Raw genomic sequence first — 17102 nt, 5'->3', positions numbered from 1 at the left:
GAAGTTCTGCTGTCGAGCAGGTGACCGAGTGGGGGCTGGGTGTGACCCGGCCGTGATGTGGTGTGGCAGGCTGGGTCGATGCGAGTAGCCGTAGTCGCGGGGCCCGATCCCGGGCATGCGTTTCCCGCCATCGCGTTGTGCTTGCGTTTCCTGGCCGCCGGCGACGAACCGGTGCTGTTCACGGGTCCGCGCTGGTTCGAGGCGGCCCGCGACGCCGGTATCGGCGTGCGCCGGTTGAAGGGCCTGGCCCCGCGCCCGGCCGACGACGACACCGACGCCGGCCAGCGGATCCACGAGCGCGCCGCGCACATCTCCACCGAGATCCTGCCCGACCTGAGCGCGATGCTCCCGGAGCTGGTGGTCTCCGACGTGCTCACCGCGGGTGGCGGTATGGCCGCGGAACGGCTCGGCGTGCCGTGGGTCGAGTTGTCGCCGCATCCGCTGTATCTCCCGTCGAAAGCTCTGCCGCCCATCGGAAGTGGCCTCGCACCCGGCACGGGTCTGCGCGGCCGGATGCGCGACGGCATGCTGCGCACGATGACCGCCCGGGACATCCGGCACGGTTTGCGGCAGCGCGAACAGGCGCGCGAGAGCGTCGGCCTGCCCGCCGCCGATCCGGGCCCGGCCGCGCGGTTGATCGCGACGCTGCCCGCGCTGGAGGTGCCGCGCCCGGACTGGCCGGACAACGCGCACGTCATCGGGCCGCTGTTCTGGGAGCCCACCGCGGAAATTCTCCAACCGCCCACGGGGGACGGCCCTTTGGTGATGGTCGCGCCCTCGACCGCGCACACCGGGGTGACCGGCATGGTCGAGACCGTCCTGGCCGCGCTCGCCGATGCCGGTGTCCGCGTGGCGATCTCGATGCTCGACACCCCGCCCGCCGAGCTGCCCGCCTGGGCCACCGCCGGTTTGGGCCGTCAGGACGAATTGCTCACGCACGCCTCGGTGGTGGTGGGCGGCGGCGGGCACGGCTTGCTCGCCAAGTCGCTCTCGGCGGCGGTTCCACTGGTGACCGTGCCCGGCGGCGGCGACCAGTGGGAGCTCGCCAACCGGGCGGCTCGCCAAGGCAGTTCGCTGCTGGTGCGGCCGTTGACGGCCGAAGCGGTCCGCGCGGCCGTCCTGGAGATCCTGTCTACCGACAGTTTCGCCGTTGCCGCCCGGGCCGCGGCGGAGTCGGCGAACGAGGTGGCCGACCCGGTCGATCTGTGTCACCGAGTGCTCGACGGCGTGCGGGCCGGATAGCGCGGTGCCGCGCCGCCGCGAACGGGGGCCGTGGGGCGGCCGGGCGGGCGCGGGTATCTTGGGCACAGTGCGGTTGACGGAGTTCCAGGAACTGTTGCATACCGAGTTCGGGTCGGCCAGGGGCGACGCCCTGCTGGCCGATCACGTGATCCCTTCGCTGGGGCGGACGGGCGCCGATGCCATCGAAGCGGGCGTGGATCCGCGTGATGTGTGGCGGGCCCTGTGCGCGGAGTTCGATGTGCCGCGGGGGCGGTGGTGACGGTGTCCGGCCGGGCGGTCGGCCACGACGAGCCGCTGTATCGGTTCGACGAGCGGCAGCGGATGATCCCGGTGGATCCGGAGCGGCTGGCCGCGCGCCTCGCCGCGGCCGCGCCGGCCGATTTCGCGGGATTCCGGCAGACCGGGATCGAGGCGATGCTGCTCGGGCGCTACGCCGAGGCCCTCGACCACCTGGATCGCGCGCTGGAACTCGTGGATACCGAACAGCGCCGGATCACCGTGTGGATCAATCTGGGCGACGTGTACCGCTACCAGGGCGACGCTGCCACCGCGGAGACGCTGTACACGCGGGCCGTGGCGCACGCGCGGGCCGCCGCGCCCGGCGTGCTGTCGTTCGCCGTGCAGCATCTCGGCAAGGCGTTGGCCGAACAGAATCGGCTGGACGAGGCGCACACCCTGCTGCGGGAAGCGCTCGAGCTGCGGATCGCCGAAGGGGACCCGGAGGAGATCGAATCCACCAGGGTGGCGCTGGAAACCCTGTCCGCGCTGCCGATTTCGCTGCCGCCCGCGGTCGCAGCGGTGCTCGGCGAGGCGCCGACCTGGTCCGACGAGCACGAAGGGATGAGCGGTGGCGTCTCGTTCGTCAACGGGGCCTACTGGGTGAAGCGGGGGCCGCGCGCGGTGGCCGAACAGCAACGGCTGAACTGGTTGCGCGAGCGCGGGATTCGCCTACCCGAGATCACCGTCTACGCCGAGGACGTGCTGGTGCTCGCCGACGCGGGCGTGCCGAGTCTGGCCGCGCGCGCCGAACCCGGGACCGGCGCGGACTCGGTCGGCACGATCATGGGCACGCTGCTGCGTACCCTGCACGGCATCCCGATCGCCGAGTGCCCGTTCGACGGACGGCTCGACGTCGTCTTGGCGCAGGCTCGGCGGCAGGTGATCGAAGGTTTGGTCGACGCCGGCGATTTCGACGACGACAACCAGGATTCCTCGCCGGAGCAGGTGCTCGAGCGGCTGCTCGCCGAGCGTCCGGCCGAGACGGATCTCGTGGTGGCGCACGGCGATTTCACGCCACCCAACGTGCTCGAAGGCGCGATCCTGCTCGATGTCGGCGCGCTCGGCGTCGCCGATCGCTACCGCGATCTCGCGCTGGCCGTGCGGGATCTGCGCGACGATTTCGGTGCGGCGGAAGTGACGGCGTTCTTCGCCGCCTACGGCCTGGCCGAGCCGGATCCCGTGCGGCTGGAGTACTACCGCCTGCTCGACGAATTGTTCTGAGGTCAGGTCTTTTTCGCGTAGTGCCGGGCCGCTTTGGTGCGGTTGCCGCAGGTCGCCATCGAATGCCAGCGGCGGGTGCCGTTCTTCGAGGTGTCGAAGAAGAACAGCACGCAGTCGGCGTGTGCGCACTGCCGGATGCGGTCCGGCGCGTCGGCGAGCAGCCGCAGCAGGTTGTCGGCCGCGAGCCAGGCGGGTAGCCAGGCCGGATCGGGCACGTCGACGACCTCCGCGGGACCGGCGTCGGTGAGGGTACGCCGGAGGCGGCCGTGGTCGAGTATCTCGTTCAGCGGGTCGTGGGTGGCGTGCCGGACGACGTCGTAGATGGCGGCACGCGCCGCCAGGGTCGCGGCGAGGGTCGCCTCGTCGGCGTGCGCCCGTTCGGTCAGCCCGGCTGAGGACAGCCAGATGGCCAGACCGGTCACGTCGGTGAGCAGGTCCTGCAGCTCTCCGTGCTTGTTCCACCGCGTGTCCAGCAGGTCGAGGGCCAGCGGTTCGCCGAGGTGGGGGCGGGGATCGTGCATGACTGAGGGTATCCACCTCCTGCGGCGGGTCGGAGCATCAGTGTCATTCTAACTGTCTATATGAATTTTAGTGGTTGACGCCGGGTGCTGCCGTGGCTATGTTCTAACCAGTCAAACCGATAAAGACGGTTTGGCAGGTTAGAGGAGGAATACATGACCGCAGTCGCCGCGCCCACGCTCGTCACCGGGCACATCGGGCTCAACGTCGCCGATCTGGCGCGTTCGGTCGACTTCTACCGCAGCGCACTGGGTTTCGAGCAAGTGGCCGCGAGTACCGGGGACGACCGCAAGTGGGCGTTCATGGGGAACGACGGCAAGGTGATGGTGACCCTGTGGGAGCAGAGCAGCGGTGAGTTCGCTACCGAAACACCTGGCCTGCATCATCTTTCGTTCCAGGTGGACACCATGGACCAGGTCCGGGCGGTCGAGGCGGTGCTGCGCGAGCGGTCGGTGTCGTTCGCCCACGACGGCGTCGTCGCGCACAGCGAGGGCGCGAGCTCGGGCGGCATCTTCTTCACCGACCCCGACGGCATCCGGCTCGAGGTCTACGCGACCGCAGGCGCCGAATGCGCGCCCGCGCCGACCGGTGCCGCGCCCACCTGTGGATTCTTCTGAGCCGCACGACCGTTGCACGCTGCGATGGGCAGGTCCCCCCATCGCGGTACCTCTCGGACAGGAGTAAAGCGATGGCTCCCTTCCACTCCGGCGAGCTGGCCGTCCAACAGCGGATGGGCCAGGCGGAGATCGCCGGGCGGGTCGGCCGGATGATCCGAGCCGACATCCCTGCCGTCGCCGCGGCTTTCCTCGCCGAGCAGCCGATGCTGGTGATCGCCGCCGCAGATGCGGCGGGCAGGCTGTGGGCGAGCGAGCTGGTCGGGCCGCCCGGGTTCATCCACGCCGTGGACGCGGGCACGATCGCCGTCGCGGCGCGTCCCGTGGCCGGGGATCCGTTGCGGGACACCCTGACCGGTTCCACGCGGATCGGCATGATCGCCCTGCAGCCGCAGCGGCGCAGGCGGATGCGCGTCAACGGCACGGTCACCCCGGACGGCGCGGGTCTGCGGATCGTGACCGACCAGGTCTATTCCAATTGCCCGAAGTACATATCCCGCAGAGAGATCGAGTCCTACCAGCCGGGGGCGGAGCAGCCGCCGCGCCACAGCACGGCACTCGATGCGGGGCAGCGGGCAGCGATCGCGGCGGCCGACGCGTTCTTCACGGCCACCGCCGACGCCGACGGGAACGCCGACGCCTCGCACCGCGGCGGCAATCCCGGCTTCCTGGAGGTGCTTTCCCCCACCCGGCTGCGCTGGCCCGACTACCGCGGCAACTCGATGTTCATGACGCTCGGCAATATCGAGGTCAATCCGCGCTGCGGGCTGCTCGTCCCGAACTGGGCCACCGGCGGCGCGCTCCAGCTCACCGGCACCGCCGAATTGGTCTGGGCGTCGCGGACTTCCGCGCCCGGCGCGCAATGCTCGATCGACTTCACCATCGCCGAGGTGGTCGACCACCCCGCCGGCCCGCTCCGGTGGACCGCGCCGGAACTGTCCCCGGCCAACCCCTGAGAAAGGAAAACGTCCATGCGACCCCCATTGCCTCCCTTCGATCTCGAATCCGCCAAGGCGAAGGTGCTGGCCGCCGAGAACGCCTGGAACACCCGCGATCCGGAGCGAGTGGCCGCGGCCTATACCGAGGATTCGGTCTGGCGTAACCGCGACGAGTTCTTCACCGGCCGTGCCGCCATCGTCGAATTCCTCACCCGCAAATGGTCGGTGGAGAACGGTTACGCGCTGCGCAAAGATCTCTGGGCGTTCGAAGGCAACCGTATCGCGGTGCGCTTCCAATACGAATGGCACGACGAATCCGGCCGGTGGTGGCGCAGTTACGGCAACGAACAGTGGGAGTTCACCCCCGAGGGGTTGATGTCGCGCCGTGAGGCCAGCATCAACGATGTCGCCATCGCCGAATCCGATCGCCGCATCCACGGGCCGCGCCCCGCGGGCGACACCTCGGTGCTGCCGCAACAGTGACGACGGGTGCCGCCGTCCCGGCCGGGACGGCGGCACCCGCGCGAAACCGTCAGGCGGCGACCGCTTCTCGATCCGGTGCGCCGGAGGCGGCGGCGGTCCGCGCCCGGTGGAAGAGAGCGAAGGCCGCGGTTCCGAAGACCAGGCCGACGCCCGCGGCCACCACGAACGCGGCGTCGAGGCCCGCGACGAACCGGGACAACGACAGCGGTTGCCCCGGCCCCGCGACGCCGCGGAACACCGTGCCCAGCACGGCGACCCCGAGGGCGAGGCCGAGCTGGCGTGCGGTGTTCACCGCGCCCGCCGCGGTACCGCCCTGCTGCGGCGGCACCGCGGCCATGCCCACGGAGACCAGCGCGGGCGCATTGATGCCGACGCCGGCGCCGAGCACCACGAAGCCGGGAAGCAGTGCGGTCCAGGATGATCCGGGTCCGATCAAGGTGAGCAGCCCGGTCCCCGCGCCGATCACGACCAGTCCGGCGCCGATCGTCCACTTCGGTTCGACCTCGTGCAGGAAGCGGCCGAACACCGCGGCGACCAGAAAAGCGGTCGCGGCCATCGGCAGCAGGGCCAGTCCCGCGTGCAGCGGCGTCATCCGCAACTGCTGTTGCAGCCAGAGCGACACCAGGGGCGTGCACGCGAAAGCCGCGAAGGTCTGCCCGCTCGCGCCGAGCAGCGTCGCCCCGAAGACGCGATTGCGCAGCAGGGCCAAGGGGAACATCGGTGCGGCACTGCGGGATTCGACGAGCGCGAAACCTGCGAGCGCCGCGACGCCCAGCAGCAGCGCGAGCACGGCGGGACCGTCCGACCAGCCGTGCTCGCCGCCGCGGATCACTCCGTAGGTGAGTGCCGTCGCGGCGGTGGCGAACGTGAGCATGCCCGGTACGTCCACTGCGCGATCGCCGCGACGGGCCGAGGCCGGAAACACCGTGGCGGTCAACGCGATAGCGACCACCGCGATCGGCAGGTTGACGAAGAAGATCCAGCGCCACGACAGCAGGTCGGTCAGCACGCCGCCGAGCACCACGCCGATACCGGCCGCGGCGCCGGTCACCGCGCCCCAGATGCTGAACGCGATACCGCGGTCGCGCCCCGTGTAGGTGGCGTGCAGCAGTGACAGCGTGGTCGCGAACATGGCCGCGCCGCCGACGCCTTGAAGTACCCGTCCCGCAATGAGATTCGTCGCGGTACCGGCGACGCCGCAACCGAGGGAGGCCACGGCGAACAGGACGAGCCCGGCGAGGTAGGCGCGTTTCGCGCCGACCCGGTCGGCGAGCGAGCCGAGCACGAGCAGCAGCGCGGCCAGCGCCAGCGCGTACCCGTCCACCACCCACTGCAGGCTGGACAGCCCGGCGCGCAGATCGACGGCGATGTCGGGCAGTGCGACGTTCACGATCGTGACGTCGATGAGCAGCATGAACGTGCCGAGACACGCGGCGAATAGGGGGAGCCATTTCCTCACAGGAGCCTCCACGGCGGAATCGAACGATATCGTCGCCAAGCGTGCGGTAATCGAACGCATTCACCTAGCCGGGCGGGGCCTTACGTTAGATTCCTCCCATGCAGTCCGATGGGTCCGTGGAATCCTCCGCGCTCGACGTGCTCGACAAGCAGATCGTGCACGCGCTGGTGTGCGACGCCAGAATTCCCTTCGCCAAGCTCGGCGCCATCCTCGACGTCTCCGAGCAGACGGTCGCGCGCCGCTATCGCGCGCTGCGCCAGCGCGGGATCCTGCACGTCTCGGGGCAGGTGAACGCGGTGCCGCTCGGACACGCGCGCTGGGTGCTGCGGATCCGCTCGACGCCCGACAAAGCGCTGCGATTGGCCGAATCCCTGGCCAGATTCCCGGATCTGAGCTGGGTGACGCTGTTGTCCACCGGCTCCGAGGTGACGTGTGTGAGCCGGCCGCGCTCGATCGAACGGCGCGACGCGCTGCTGCTGCACACGCTGCCGAAGGCGAGCCAGGTGCTGGGGGTGACCGCGCACGAGGTGATGCACCGGTTCCCGGCCGACGAGGAATGGCCGCGCTTCGGTCACCTGTTCACCGAGCCGCAGCTGTGCGCGCTGGGGCAGCGGTCGGGCTGCGCGTCGGGTTCGGCGCGTTCCCTGGGCGAGGAGTTCGGGCCGGAGCTGCCGGTGGACCTGTCCGCCGAGGACGAGGCCATGCTCGCGTTGCTCGGCCGGGACGGCCGCGCGCCCTACGCGCAGATCGCGGCCGAAACCGGGTGGACCGCACCACGAGTCGCGCGCCGGATGGCCGAGCTGGAGCGGGCGGGCGTGCTGTACTTCGATCTCGACTTCGCGGTGGAACGGATGGGGTTCACCGTGCGCGGCGGCCTGTGGCTGCGGGTGCGCCCGGCCGAACTGGACGCGGTGGGGCGGGCGATGGCGACGCATCCGGAGATCGTTTTCGTGGCCGCGACCACCGGGCCGACCAACCTGTTCGCCTCCGTCCTGTGCCGCGACACGCCCCATCTCTACCGCTACATCACCGAGCGGCTCGGCGCGCTGGACGGCATCACCGATCTGGAGGTCACACCCTCGCTGCGGGTCCTGAAACAGGCGCAGACGCTGCTCGACAGCGACCGGGTCGCCCCGGGCCGGTGATCGCGCCGCGTTTGCCGAGGACGCAAAACTCGGATCGCGTGTTGCCGGGCGCGTCGCTTGACTCGAACATCTGTTCGTCTAATCTTGGCGCCAGAACTTGTCGGTGCCGCCCTCTAATGTTGGCGCCAACCACAGCAGAGACTTACCCGTCGAAAAGGGGATCAGGACATGGCACCACAGGCGTACGACCGCGACAAGGCTCTCGAACTCGCACTGGCTCAGGTCGAGAAGAGCTTCGGCAAGGGTGCGGTCATGCGCCTCGGCGAAGAGGTACGTCAGCCGCTCGCGGTGATCCCCACCGGTTCCATCTCGCTGGATGTCGCGCTCGGCATCGGCGGCCTGCCCCGCGGCCGCATCATCGAGGTCTACGGCCCGGAATCCTCGGGTAAGACCACGGTGGCGCTGCACGCGGTTGCCAACGCGCAGGCGCAGGGCGGCATCGCGGCCTTCATCGACGCCGAGCACGCGCTCGACCCGGAATACGCGAAGAAGCTGGGTGTCGACACCGACGCGCTGCTCGTCTCGCAGCCGGACACCGGTGAGCAGGCGCTGGAGATCGCCGACATGCTGGTCCGGTCCGGTGCCATCGACATCATCGTCATCGACTCGGTGGCCGCGCTGGTGCCGCGCGCCGAGATCGAGGGCGAGATGGGTGACAGCCACGTCGGTCTGCAGGCCCGCCTGATGAGCCAGGCGTTGCGCAAGATGACCGGTGCGCTCAGCAACTCCAACACCACCGCGATCTTCATCAACCAGCTGCGCGAGAAGATCGGTGTCATGTTCGGTTCGCCCGAAACCACCACGGGTGGTAAGGCGTTGAAGTTCTACGCTTCGGTCCGCCTCGACGTGCGCCGCATCGAGACGCTCAAGGACGGCACCGACGCGGTCGGCAACCGTACCCGCGTCAAGGTCGTGAAGAACAAGGTCAGCCCGCCGTTCAAGCAGGCCGAGTTCGACATCCTCTACGGCCACGGCATCTCCAAGGAGGGCTCGCTCATCGACATGGGGGTCGAGCACGGCTTCGTGCGCAAGTCCGGCTCCTGGTACACCTACGAGGGCGACCAGCTCGGCCAGGGCAAGGAGAACGCCCGGAAGTTCCTGCTGGAGAACACCGATGTGCGGGACGAGATCGAGAAGAAGATCAAGGAGAAGCTCGGCATCGGCGCCGATGTGAGCGCCCCGGCCGCCGAGGTTCCCGCCGATTTCTGATCCGATGAACGGCCGGCGCTCGCCCCGCCCGCGCCGGACCGCGCCCGATGAGTCGCGGTCCGAACCGGTGCAGGAGATGCGGCGCCGGCTCCAAGAACTCCTGTCTGCCTCTGGTGCCGCCACCGATCCGATCGGATCTCGGCTCGGCGGACAGGAACCCGGACGAGTCCCGTCGGCCGAAGGTGGTTCGGCCGAACAGGACACCATGGGAACTCGGTCGAGCGCGTCCGATCCGCAGCGGGCGCGTTCGACCGGGTCCCGCGCGGGCTCGTCCCGTCGTGGACGCCGGAAGGCGTTCCCGCACACAGATTCCCACTCGGCTGATACCGAAAGTACCGAAAGCCGATGGGCGGATCCGGTGGCGGCCGGATCCGAGCGGGGTGCGCGCTCCACGGAGCAGACTCCGCCAGGCGGGACGGTCGAGCAGGCCAAAGAGGCGTGTCTGCGCCTGCTCGCCGTCCGCGCCCGCAGCCGTGCCGAACTCGCGCAGCGTCTGGCGGCCAAGGGTTACACCGCCGACGTCACCGATCGCGCGCTGGACCGCCTCACCGAGGTCGGCCTCATCGACGACGCCGCCTTCGCCGAACAGTGGGTCCATTCCCGGCACACCTTCTCCGGCAAGGGCAAACAGGCGCTCGCCCAAGAACTTCGCCGCAAAGGTGTCGACCCGGCCGACGCCGCCCCCGCCCTGGACACCATCACCGACGACGACGAAGAATCCCGCGCCCGAGACCTGGTCCGCCGCAAACTCCGTACCCTCCCCACCACCCTCGACCGGGAAAAAGCGCTCCGCCGCCTCGTCGGCATGCTCGCCCGCCGCGGCTACAACCAATCCACCGCCTTCGCCGTGGTCAAATCCGAACTCGCCGAAGCCACCTTCGACACCGCCGACCTCGACCAGGAGGAATAACCTCTCCGCTATAGATAGCTAGACTTATAATAAGTACAGCTATCCATTGAGGGGACAGCCCGGCGGGCCCAGCAGACTTCGACGACTGGGTGGTGCGCGCAGTGTTGAATCCGGCTCGGCCCTTGTTTCGCGAAGGACGGTATCTCCTCGCCGAGGAGCCGGCCCTCTGTGATACCGCGCTCTATCATTCGGTGCTCGCCGCGATCGCCGACGGAAATGCCAGCCGCGGCGGTATCGCGAGCTACCTTGCCAGAAAGTCGACCGACCTCGCGGACCCACTGGCAGTGCTGCAAGACGTCGGCATGATCACACACGAGCAAGACGCATTCCGGGAGAACCGCTCCGAGTACCGGATCGCTGAGCCGCTGATCAGCTTCTATCACGCCATCACGCGGGTGAATTGGGGTGATCTCGAGCGCCCGGGCCGGGCGCACCGCGTATGGCAACGCGTTCAGCCGACCTTTCGAGGCAAGGTCGTCGGCCCGCATTTCGAGCAGGTCTGCCGCGAATGGGCTCGATGGCACGCCGCAGATGCGACCTTCGGCGGCTCCGGCATGTCCGCGACCTCATCTGCACCCGCAAGGACGTTCCTGCGGCGAAAATCAAGCTCGCCCTCTTCGGCGGGGCCGGCTTCACCGCAGACTTGATGCGCGCGGCCGAGCGCGACAAGGACATTCAACTGATCGACCCGGACCGGCTCTATTTCGGTGACTGATCAGTAAGACGGTGTCGACGTTCGCGCGGCAAACTCGACGCCGATTCACACCGTTGGCCCGGAGCCCAAGGAAAGAGGGGCTGCCCGGGGGCGGTGATCAGCTCTAGTCTGCGAGGTTCTTGATGCCGAACGGAGGGTTTGTGGCTGTGCCGCATGCGGTGGGGGAGCGGCATTATCGGCCGTTGGAGACGCTCGGGGCCGTCGCGATCGTCGCGTTGCTCGCGAATATGGTTGTGCGCGCGGTGTTCTGGGTCGCCAACTGGCGAAATTATGTGCTGCTGGACGATTACGCTTCGGGTGCCGTCGGCCAGTCGGAGTTGTTGCGCCGAAGTGAAGAACTCGACGTCTGGTTCGCGCTGTCGCTGCCGGTGGCCGCGCTGACGACAATTTTCACGCTGTCGGCTGTGATCGCCTGGTTGTGGCGGGCGCGCTCCAACGCCGAGCTCGATTGTGCAGCAAGGCATCGGCTGGCGCGCGGATGGGTGGTCGGCGGCTGGTTCGTGCCGATCGTCTCGCTGTGGTTCCCGCCGGTGCTCGTCGACGACGTGGTGCGAGCCAGCGATCCCGGCACCGCCCCGCACGCCACGCGCCTGACCGCGAATGCCACGACGCCGCTCGTCGTGCTGTGGTGGCTCGCGCTGCTCGGCGGCCAGATCATGCTCGGCGTCACCACGGTCTATCGACTGCTCACCGCACTGTCCCTCGACCCCGTCCCCGCAGCCGTGGCCATGGCACTCGAGGCGGTCAGCTGGCTCCTGTTCGCCGTCGCAGCAGCCTGCCTCATCGCCGTCATCACCCGAGTCGGCCGCTGGCAGGCCGAAAGACACCGCGCCGCCGCAAGTTCGACCACCGCACACCGTCCCGAGATCGCACCCACCGGTGCCGTCCCCGTGATGCCGCACGCGAGCGCGCCCCCGTCAGCGCTGGCAGTGACCACCACGTCCGCCGTCACGGCCGGACCCGAAGTGCGCGAGTCCTTCGCGGCGGGAGCTGGGGCGGAGGCCGGCACCGGATTCGGCGAGAGCGACTCCACTGCGTCCGGGGCGCGCGGCTCTGGGGTTGGCGAGTCCGTTGCGCCCGTGCCCGGCGGGCGTGAATCCGGTACGTCTATTGCGGGTTCGGTGCGACCCGAAGCGTTTCGTGGCACTGCGGGTAGAGCATCCGGGGGGCGTTCTCGAGGCAAAGTCGCCGTGCTGGCCGGTGTGGTGCTCGGAGTGGTCACTCTTGTCGTGGTGGGCGCTGCTTTCGTGGTGCGCCAAGGGGATTCGGCTGCGGGGACGCTGACGGCCGACGCGGATATGCTCCGGCTGATCGACCCGTGCACCCTGCTCGACCAGGGGGCGCTGGATCTGATCGGTCCCGGACCCGCCCCCGAACCCGGTGAGTGGGGTGAGTGTGTGCGTCCGGAGCATCGCACCGCGAAATACGACACCGATTCCCCGCTGGTCTGGGTCAGGGCAGGCTGGACGTACTTCGATGCCCCGTCCCGGCCGGTCGGCGAAACGTCGTTCGGGCTCACCATGGTGGAGCCGGACCGGGGTAGCGGTTGTGTCCGTCAGGTCGCGACCACCGAAGGCAACGGGATCGAGATCGAGGTGAGCGAACTGCCCAACGGCCGCGACTGCGAAATCGCCACCAACCTCGTCCCGCGGGTGCTGGCCCGGCTCGCCCACAGCACCTCCCGGGTGCAGTCCGCTCCAGGATCGCTCATCGGCGTGGATCCCTGCACACGGGTCGATCCATCGGTGCTCCGCCGCGCGGTCGGCGACGAACGCAACCGGTCCATGAAGAGCGGGGTGCACGTGTGCCGCCACTCCGGCAACCAAACCTCCTTGCAGATCACGCTGGGTTCCGGCCCGTCTCGAAGCCACCCGTTGATCGCCCGCGACCTCATACCGTTCGAGATCGATGGCCGCCCCGCCTTCGAAGTACGAGCAGGGGAGAGCGTCGGCTCACCCACCTCGGCTAGATCGCTCCCACAACAGTTCGAATGCGAAGTGCGCTACTTTCACGCCCCCGTCGACGGAGGCCGAGACGACGTCGAGATCGTCGCGATCCAGGTCGGCGAAGACCAATCCCGCGGCGTCGACCACCCCGCCGCCTGCAGCCGAGCCAAATCCGTCCTCACCGCCCTCCTCCCGCACCTTCCCATCCGCTGACTTCCCGAGGGCACGCCCGGTGCATCGTTTCCGCAGTGGCGATGAACAGTGCTGGTGGTGGCGGAAAATCGGAGGCGGGGGATGGGCGGGGCGGTTATCGTCGCGGGATGAGGCGTTATGGGGTGTTGCCGCGTGGGGGTGCGCCGGCGGTGGCGTTGCGGGAGGTGGAGGACAGTATTGATCGGGGGTGGGGGAGTTGTTGGGGGAGCAAGGGGTGCGGGCGGGGAGTGCGGAGGAGGTCGAGTTGGCTCGGCTGGTGGTGGACGATCCGGGGGCGTTCCAGTGGCGGGTGGTGGATGCGGCGCTGGATCTGCTCGACTGCGCGGAATGCGGGGAGATTCTGGGGTCGGGGCCGAGTGGTTGTGCGCGTTGCGAGTTGATGGACGGGTTCCGGTATTCGGCGCGGGAGATCGATCGGCCCGGGGTGCCGCCGCGCAACGAGCATGCGGTGCGGGTGGCGTCGGTGGTGGCGCGCAATCGGCATCGCTACAGTGCGCGTGCCCGCTGCGGCTACGAATTGTGCCTGCCGTGGGTGTGGTCCGGTGGTCTGCCGACCACGCCGGAAGCGCAAGCGTTGAAAGCGAAGATCAACCGGTTGAGCGACGAACAGCTCGAATCGGTGACCTCGATCGAAGACGTCTCGGCCTGCACGGCTTGATATCCACCCGGCTGCCCAGCTTCGTCCGAACACCTTGTAGCTGAACTGATCCGGAGCAGCGGCAACTCACGACGGCTCGCGGTCCAGGCGGGCACGCAGTGCGCGGACCTCGCTCACCAGCGCGGGCAGATAGGTTCGCGCCGCGAGACCCTGGTTCGTCCGGTATGACAGCGTCTTGCAAGAACGACGCCAGTGCCCGTGTCGATACTCGTCGCATGAACAACCCAACCGACAGTGCTCAGGGCGTGCTGGAGTCTAAGGTCGCGCTCGTTACCGGAGTCGGCCGCGCGCAGGGTCTCGGCATCGCTGTTGCTCGCGAACTCGCTGTCCGGGGTCACCAGGTCATCGTCACCGGTCGTGATCTGAGCCGGACCGAACCGCTCGCCGAACGGCTTGCCGCTGAGGGGCTTTCGGTGTGCGCCACGCAACTCGATGTGACCGACCCGGTCGGTATCGCGAAAAGTGTCGAGTTCGTCCGCGACAGGTTCGGCACTCTCGATGTGCTGATCAACAATGCCGCGGGTGGGTTCGATATCGACCAGTCGCTGTTGACGACCGATATGGCGCGGGCTCGAGACGCGATAGAGGTGAACTTCTTCGGTCCTTGGCACACCTGTGCTGCTTTCGCGCCCCTACTGCGCGAGTCCGGCCACGGTCGCATCGTCAACGTGTCGAGCGCGGCGGGATCGTTCGCAGACGGTCTGTCCGATTCCTGGATCGGTGGTTTGGTGCCGGGCTACTCGCTGTCGAAGAGCGCGCTCAATGCGCTGACCGTCAAGCTCGCCAACGCTTTCGCCCGTACCGGCGTGCTGGTCAATGCCGTGTGCCCCGGCGAAACGGCCACCCATCCCGAGACCGGCGACGAAGACAACGCCCGCAGCCCTCAGGAGAGCGCGAAGGGTGTCGTCTGGGCAGCAACTCTCGGGCCGGACGGACCCACCGGCGGCTTCTTCCGCGACGGCGTCCCGCTGCCCTGGTAGCCACGCGCCGAATACGCGAACACGCACCTTCACACCTGCTCTATACCTGCAGAGGGGGTGCGAAGTCCGAGAACCGGTGCGAAGTCCGAGAATCAGTGTGGGGCCGCGGGAGCCGGTGCGGGGCACTGGGGCTGGTGCGGCGGCACTGGAGGCCGGTGTGGGTTCGAGAACTGTTGCGGGTCATAGGAACTGGTGCGGATCAGCAGGTCTGGTGCGGATACCGCCCAGCATCACAGCCCGCGGACCGCGGTGAACACGGCCGCCGAGCTGTCCTGCCGGAAGTAGATGTCGCCTGGGACGGGTGGGAGCACTGTCAGCTGGGAGTCGGGCAGGTAGGTGTAGTCGACTACGTCGAGCGCGAGTGGGCCTGCGGGGGCGGTGAGTTCGATTTCGATCCCTTCGCGCGGAGGCGCGTTGAAGTGAATACCTTTCGCGGGCGGCTCGTTCACGTCGCGGCCCGCGACGCGCAGGGACCGCGGGGCGGTCTCGTAGCGCAGGTCGATGATCGTGGCGTCGCGCTGCGACCGGATCCGCAGCTTAACCGTGCGTTGATCGGAAACCGTCGTATCGGAGAGGATTTCGGCGATCGGTGGCAACAACGTCGCAACCGGCGCCGGACCACTGGCGCCGATATTCGGCCAGAGTTGGGTGAATCGTGGGCCGGGAGTCGCCGCACCGACCAGCTCGCGCGTCCAGCGGTCGGGTGATTCCCGGGAAATCCATTGCGCCTCATTGCGATCGGCGTCGAAGGCGTAGACGAGCTGTGAGGTCAGTGGGTGCCGCTCATCGAAACGATCGACCATCAATCCGGTCGCCGCGAGTGCGACGGCGAGCGCTAGGGCTACGCCGGGTATGGCCCAACCGCGCTGTGCGGGCCAGGTTTTCGTGAGCGTGAGCAGCAGCAGGCCGCCGACGAGCGCGACGGCCGGCGCTACCAGGAACGGCGCGGTGGTGATGCCGGTCTGCAGTGCGGGCCAGGTCGCGCTGCCGAGGAAGATCGCGGCCGGAATCAGGAACACGGTGAGCACGGGCAGCCGCCACCGCTCGGGTACCGCGAACGTGATCCCCACGCCCACCGCGGCCGCGAAGGTGGGCACCACCAGCAGATGGCCGGTGGTCGGTGCCAGCGCCGTGAGTACACCGCCCAGCAGGGCAAGGCAGCTCAGCAATCCTGCCGCCGCCGCGTCGGCGCCGAACAGTCGCCGGGCGAGCGCGAACCAGGCGAACAGCACCGCGGCCGACACGGCAAGGATTGCGACATAAAAGAATTCGGGTCGATACGGGTCGACGAACAGCGGACGATACTCCGGCCGGACGACCTTCAGCAGCTCCCACATCCCGTACACCGCACCGGTGGCGATCGGCGCGGTGAGCAAGGCCGTCGCACCGGAACCGAGCACGCGGCGCAGGCTGGTCCCACCCGCGCGCAGGAACAGCCGCACGACCAGTGCCACCACCACGACGGTGACTACCGCGAGCGCGAAGATCACCCAGATCGGCAGGACGATCAGCACCCCGAACGGCAGCTGGAAGTACGAGCGATCGACGTCGTCGGCCGCGGCGAGATCGTCGTCGCCGAGTTCGCGGACCAGGGCCAGACTGTTATCGCCCATCTGCTGCACCGTCGCCGGATCCACATGGGCGGGATCGTCGAATCGGTTGTGGTAGTAGGCACTTCGCCCCGCGTAGGCCCAGTCGAGCACCCGCAGGCCGCCCGGTTCGAAGGAGGCGAAGTCGGTGTTGCTGCTCGTCTGCGCACCGGCCAGGGTGGTGGTCAGCGAGTCGGTGTTGGGGTGTGGGGCGGCGTTCGCGACGGCCCGCACCAGCGCGCCGTCGGGATGGGTGACCCGCCACATCAGGACCGGACCGCCCGCGCCGCGCGCCTCGTGATTGACGACCACGCCGGTCTTCCGGCCGTCCATGCCCGCGGCGACGAAGGCTTCCGCGCCGAGCAGTCCCGGTTCCTCGCCGTCGGTGAGCAGCACGACCACGTCGTTGCGCACCGTGGTGCCCGCGGCGCGGAGGGCGCGCACGGTCTCCAGAATCGCCGCGACGCCCACGCCGTCGTCGTTCGCCCCGGGCCCGGACGCGACCGAATCATAGTGCGCGGTAAGGAAAACCGTGCCCGTCGAGTTCGTACCGGGCAGCCGGGCGATGATGTTCGCGATGCGCCCCATGCCGAGCACGTCGCGCACGACGCCGGTGGGGTAGCGGCCGACGCCCTGCTGTATCTCGGTGTCCAAGCCGAGCGCGCGCAGCTCGCCGGCGAGGTGGTCGCGGACCCGATCGTGCTCGGGTGTGCCGACCGGATGCGGCCGCTGCGCGATCTCCTCGACGATCCGCATCGCCCGTGCGGCACTGAACTCCGCGACCGGCGCGGACTCGGGACGATGCCCGTGCGGCTGTTGCTCCCACGCGGTCGCGCCGGCGACCAGGAGCAGCACGACAAACGCCAGCAAACCGGAGACCCGCGGTCCTATGTGCACACGTTTGATCGTATCGACGGTGTCGACCGCCCGGCATCACTCGAAATGACGACCCGCCGCAGCGGCGCATCGGCCCGGAAACGGC

Annotated in this window: 16 protein-coding genes; 13 read left to right on the top strand and 3 right to left on the bottom strand. The window is 68.9% G+C overall.

Features of this window, described 5'->3' with window-relative positions; all coding sequences use genetic code 11:
* The first annotated feature begins 78 nt into the window (after positions 1-78).
* The 3 genes from TY25_RS15685 to TY25_RS15675 all read left to right on the top strand — a co-directional run bounded on the left by TY25_RS15685 (position 79) and on the right by TY25_RS15675 (position 2742).
* On the top strand, positions 79-1242 hold the full coding sequence (locus tag TY25_RS15685) for a glycosyltransferase (protein WP_042256911.1): 1164 nt from the start codon (positions 79-81) through the stop codon (positions 1240-1242).
* A gap of 67 nt (positions 1243-1309) precedes the next feature.
* The gene (locus tag TY25_RS15680; protein ID WP_029899185.1) at positions 1310-1501 is read left to right on the top strand and encodes a DUF3046 domain-containing protein; all 192 of its coding nucleotides are present in this window, start codon (positions 1310-1312) and stop codon (positions 1499-1501) included.
* A 2-nt stretch (positions 1502-1503) separates the two neighbouring features.
* Positions 1504-2742 carry a phosphotransferase gene (locus tag TY25_RS15675; protein WP_226887237.1) on the top strand — a complete coding sequence of 413 codons (1239 nt, stop codon included), beginning with the start codon at positions 1504-1506 and terminating at the stop codon, positions 2740-2742.
* Positions 2743-2744: 2 nt separating this feature from the next.
* Here the strand turns inward: TY25_RS15675 and TY25_RS15670 are convergent, their stop codons facing one another.
* Entirely contained in the window at positions 2745-3263 is a 519-nt protein-coding gene (locus TY25_RS15670; RefSeq protein ID WP_042256909.1) for a CGNR zinc finger domain-containing protein, read from the bottom strand.
* Positions 3264-3416: 153 nt separating this feature from the next.
* Between TY25_RS15670 and TY25_RS15665 the strand changes: the two genes are divergently transcribed.
* The 3 genes from TY25_RS15665 (at position 3417) to TY25_RS15655 (ending at position 5296) form a co-directional block, all read left to right on the top strand.
* Positions 3417-3878, top strand: coding sequence for a VOC family protein (locus TY25_RS15665; protein WP_042256908.1), 462 nt, complete (start codon positions 3417-3419; stop codon positions 3876-3878).
* Between the two features lie 71 nt (positions 3879-3949).
* Positions 3950-4831, top strand: a complete 882-nt coding sequence (locus TY25_RS15660; RefSeq protein ID WP_042256906.1) for a pyridoxamine 5'-phosphate oxidase family protein — start codon at positions 3950-3952, stop codon at positions 4829-4831.
* A gap of 15 nt (positions 4832-4846) precedes the next feature.
* Positions 4847-5296, top strand: a complete 450-nt coding sequence (locus TY25_RS15655; protein WP_042256904.1) for a nuclear transport factor 2 family protein — start codon at positions 4847-4849, stop codon at positions 5294-5296.
* A 49-nt stretch (positions 5297-5345) separates the two neighbouring features.
* Here TY25_RS15655 and TY25_RS15650 read toward each other — a convergent pair whose 3' ends face one another.
* A complete protein-coding gene (locus tag TY25_RS15650; RefSeq protein WP_042256902.1) occupies positions 5346-6755 on the bottom strand; it encodes an MFS transporter in 1410 nt (469 codons plus the stop codon).
* Between the two features lie 98 nt (positions 6756-6853).
* Between TY25_RS15650 and TY25_RS15645 the strand changes: the two genes are divergently transcribed.
* The 7 genes from TY25_RS15645 (at position 6854) to TY25_RS15615 (ending at position 14531) form a co-directional block, all read left to right on the top strand.
* On the top strand, positions 6854-7900 hold the full coding sequence (locus tag TY25_RS15645) for an Lrp/AsnC family transcriptional regulator (RefSeq protein WP_042256900.1): 1047 nt from the start codon (positions 6854-6856) through the stop codon (positions 7898-7900).
* 168 nt (positions 7901-8068) lie between these two features.
* The gene (gene recA / locus TY25_RS15640) at positions 8069-9109 is read left to right on the top strand and encodes a recombinase RecA (RefSeq protein WP_014986809.1); all 1041 of its coding nucleotides are present in this window, start codon (positions 8069-8071) and stop codon (positions 9107-9109) included.
* 358 nt (positions 9110-9467) lie between these two features.
* Positions 9468-10019 (top strand): recombination regulator RecX, encoded by a 552-nt coding sequence (gene recX / locus TY25_RS15635; protein ID WP_042256946.1) that lies wholly within the window; start codon positions 9468-9470, stop codon positions 10017-10019.
* A gap of 101 nt (positions 10020-10120) precedes the next feature.
* Positions 10121-10666, top strand: a complete 546-nt coding sequence (locus tag TY25_RS41675; protein WP_174484636.1) for a hypothetical protein — start codon at positions 10121-10123, stop codon at positions 10664-10666.
* 208 nt (positions 10667-10874) lie between these two features.
* On the top strand, positions 10875-12893 hold the full coding sequence (locus TY25_RS40595) for a DUF4328 domain-containing protein (protein ID WP_162184204.1): 2019 nt from the start codon (positions 10875-10877) through the stop codon (positions 12891-12893).
* Positions 12894-13080: 187 nt separating this feature from the next.
* A complete protein-coding gene (locus TY25_RS15620) occupies positions 13081-13551 on the top strand; it encodes a hypothetical protein (RefSeq protein WP_236639120.1) in 471 nt (156 codons plus the stop codon).
* A 215-nt stretch (positions 13552-13766) separates the two neighbouring features.
* A complete protein-coding gene (locus TY25_RS15615) occupies positions 13767-14531 on the top strand; it encodes an SDR family NAD(P)-dependent oxidoreductase (RefSeq protein ID WP_172595821.1) in 765 nt (254 codons plus the stop codon).
* A gap of 230 nt (positions 14532-14761) precedes the next feature.
* On the opposite strand, the gene TY25_RS15610 is transcribed toward TY25_RS15615, so the two are convergent.
* A complete protein-coding gene (locus tag TY25_RS15610) occupies positions 14762-17017 on the bottom strand; it encodes a M20/M25/M40 family metallo-hydrolase (RefSeq protein WP_052382993.1) in 2256 nt (751 codons plus the stop codon).
* Positions 17018-17102: the final 85 nt, after the last annotated feature.

The sequence above is a fragment of the Nocardia brasiliensis NBRC 14402 genome, from assembly GCF_000308475.2.
Classification (GTDB): domain Bacteria; phylum Actinomycetota; class Actinomycetes; order Mycobacteriales; family Mycobacteriaceae; genus Nocardia; species Nocardia brasiliensis.
This window is presented reverse-complemented; position numbering and strand designations above follow the sequence as displayed.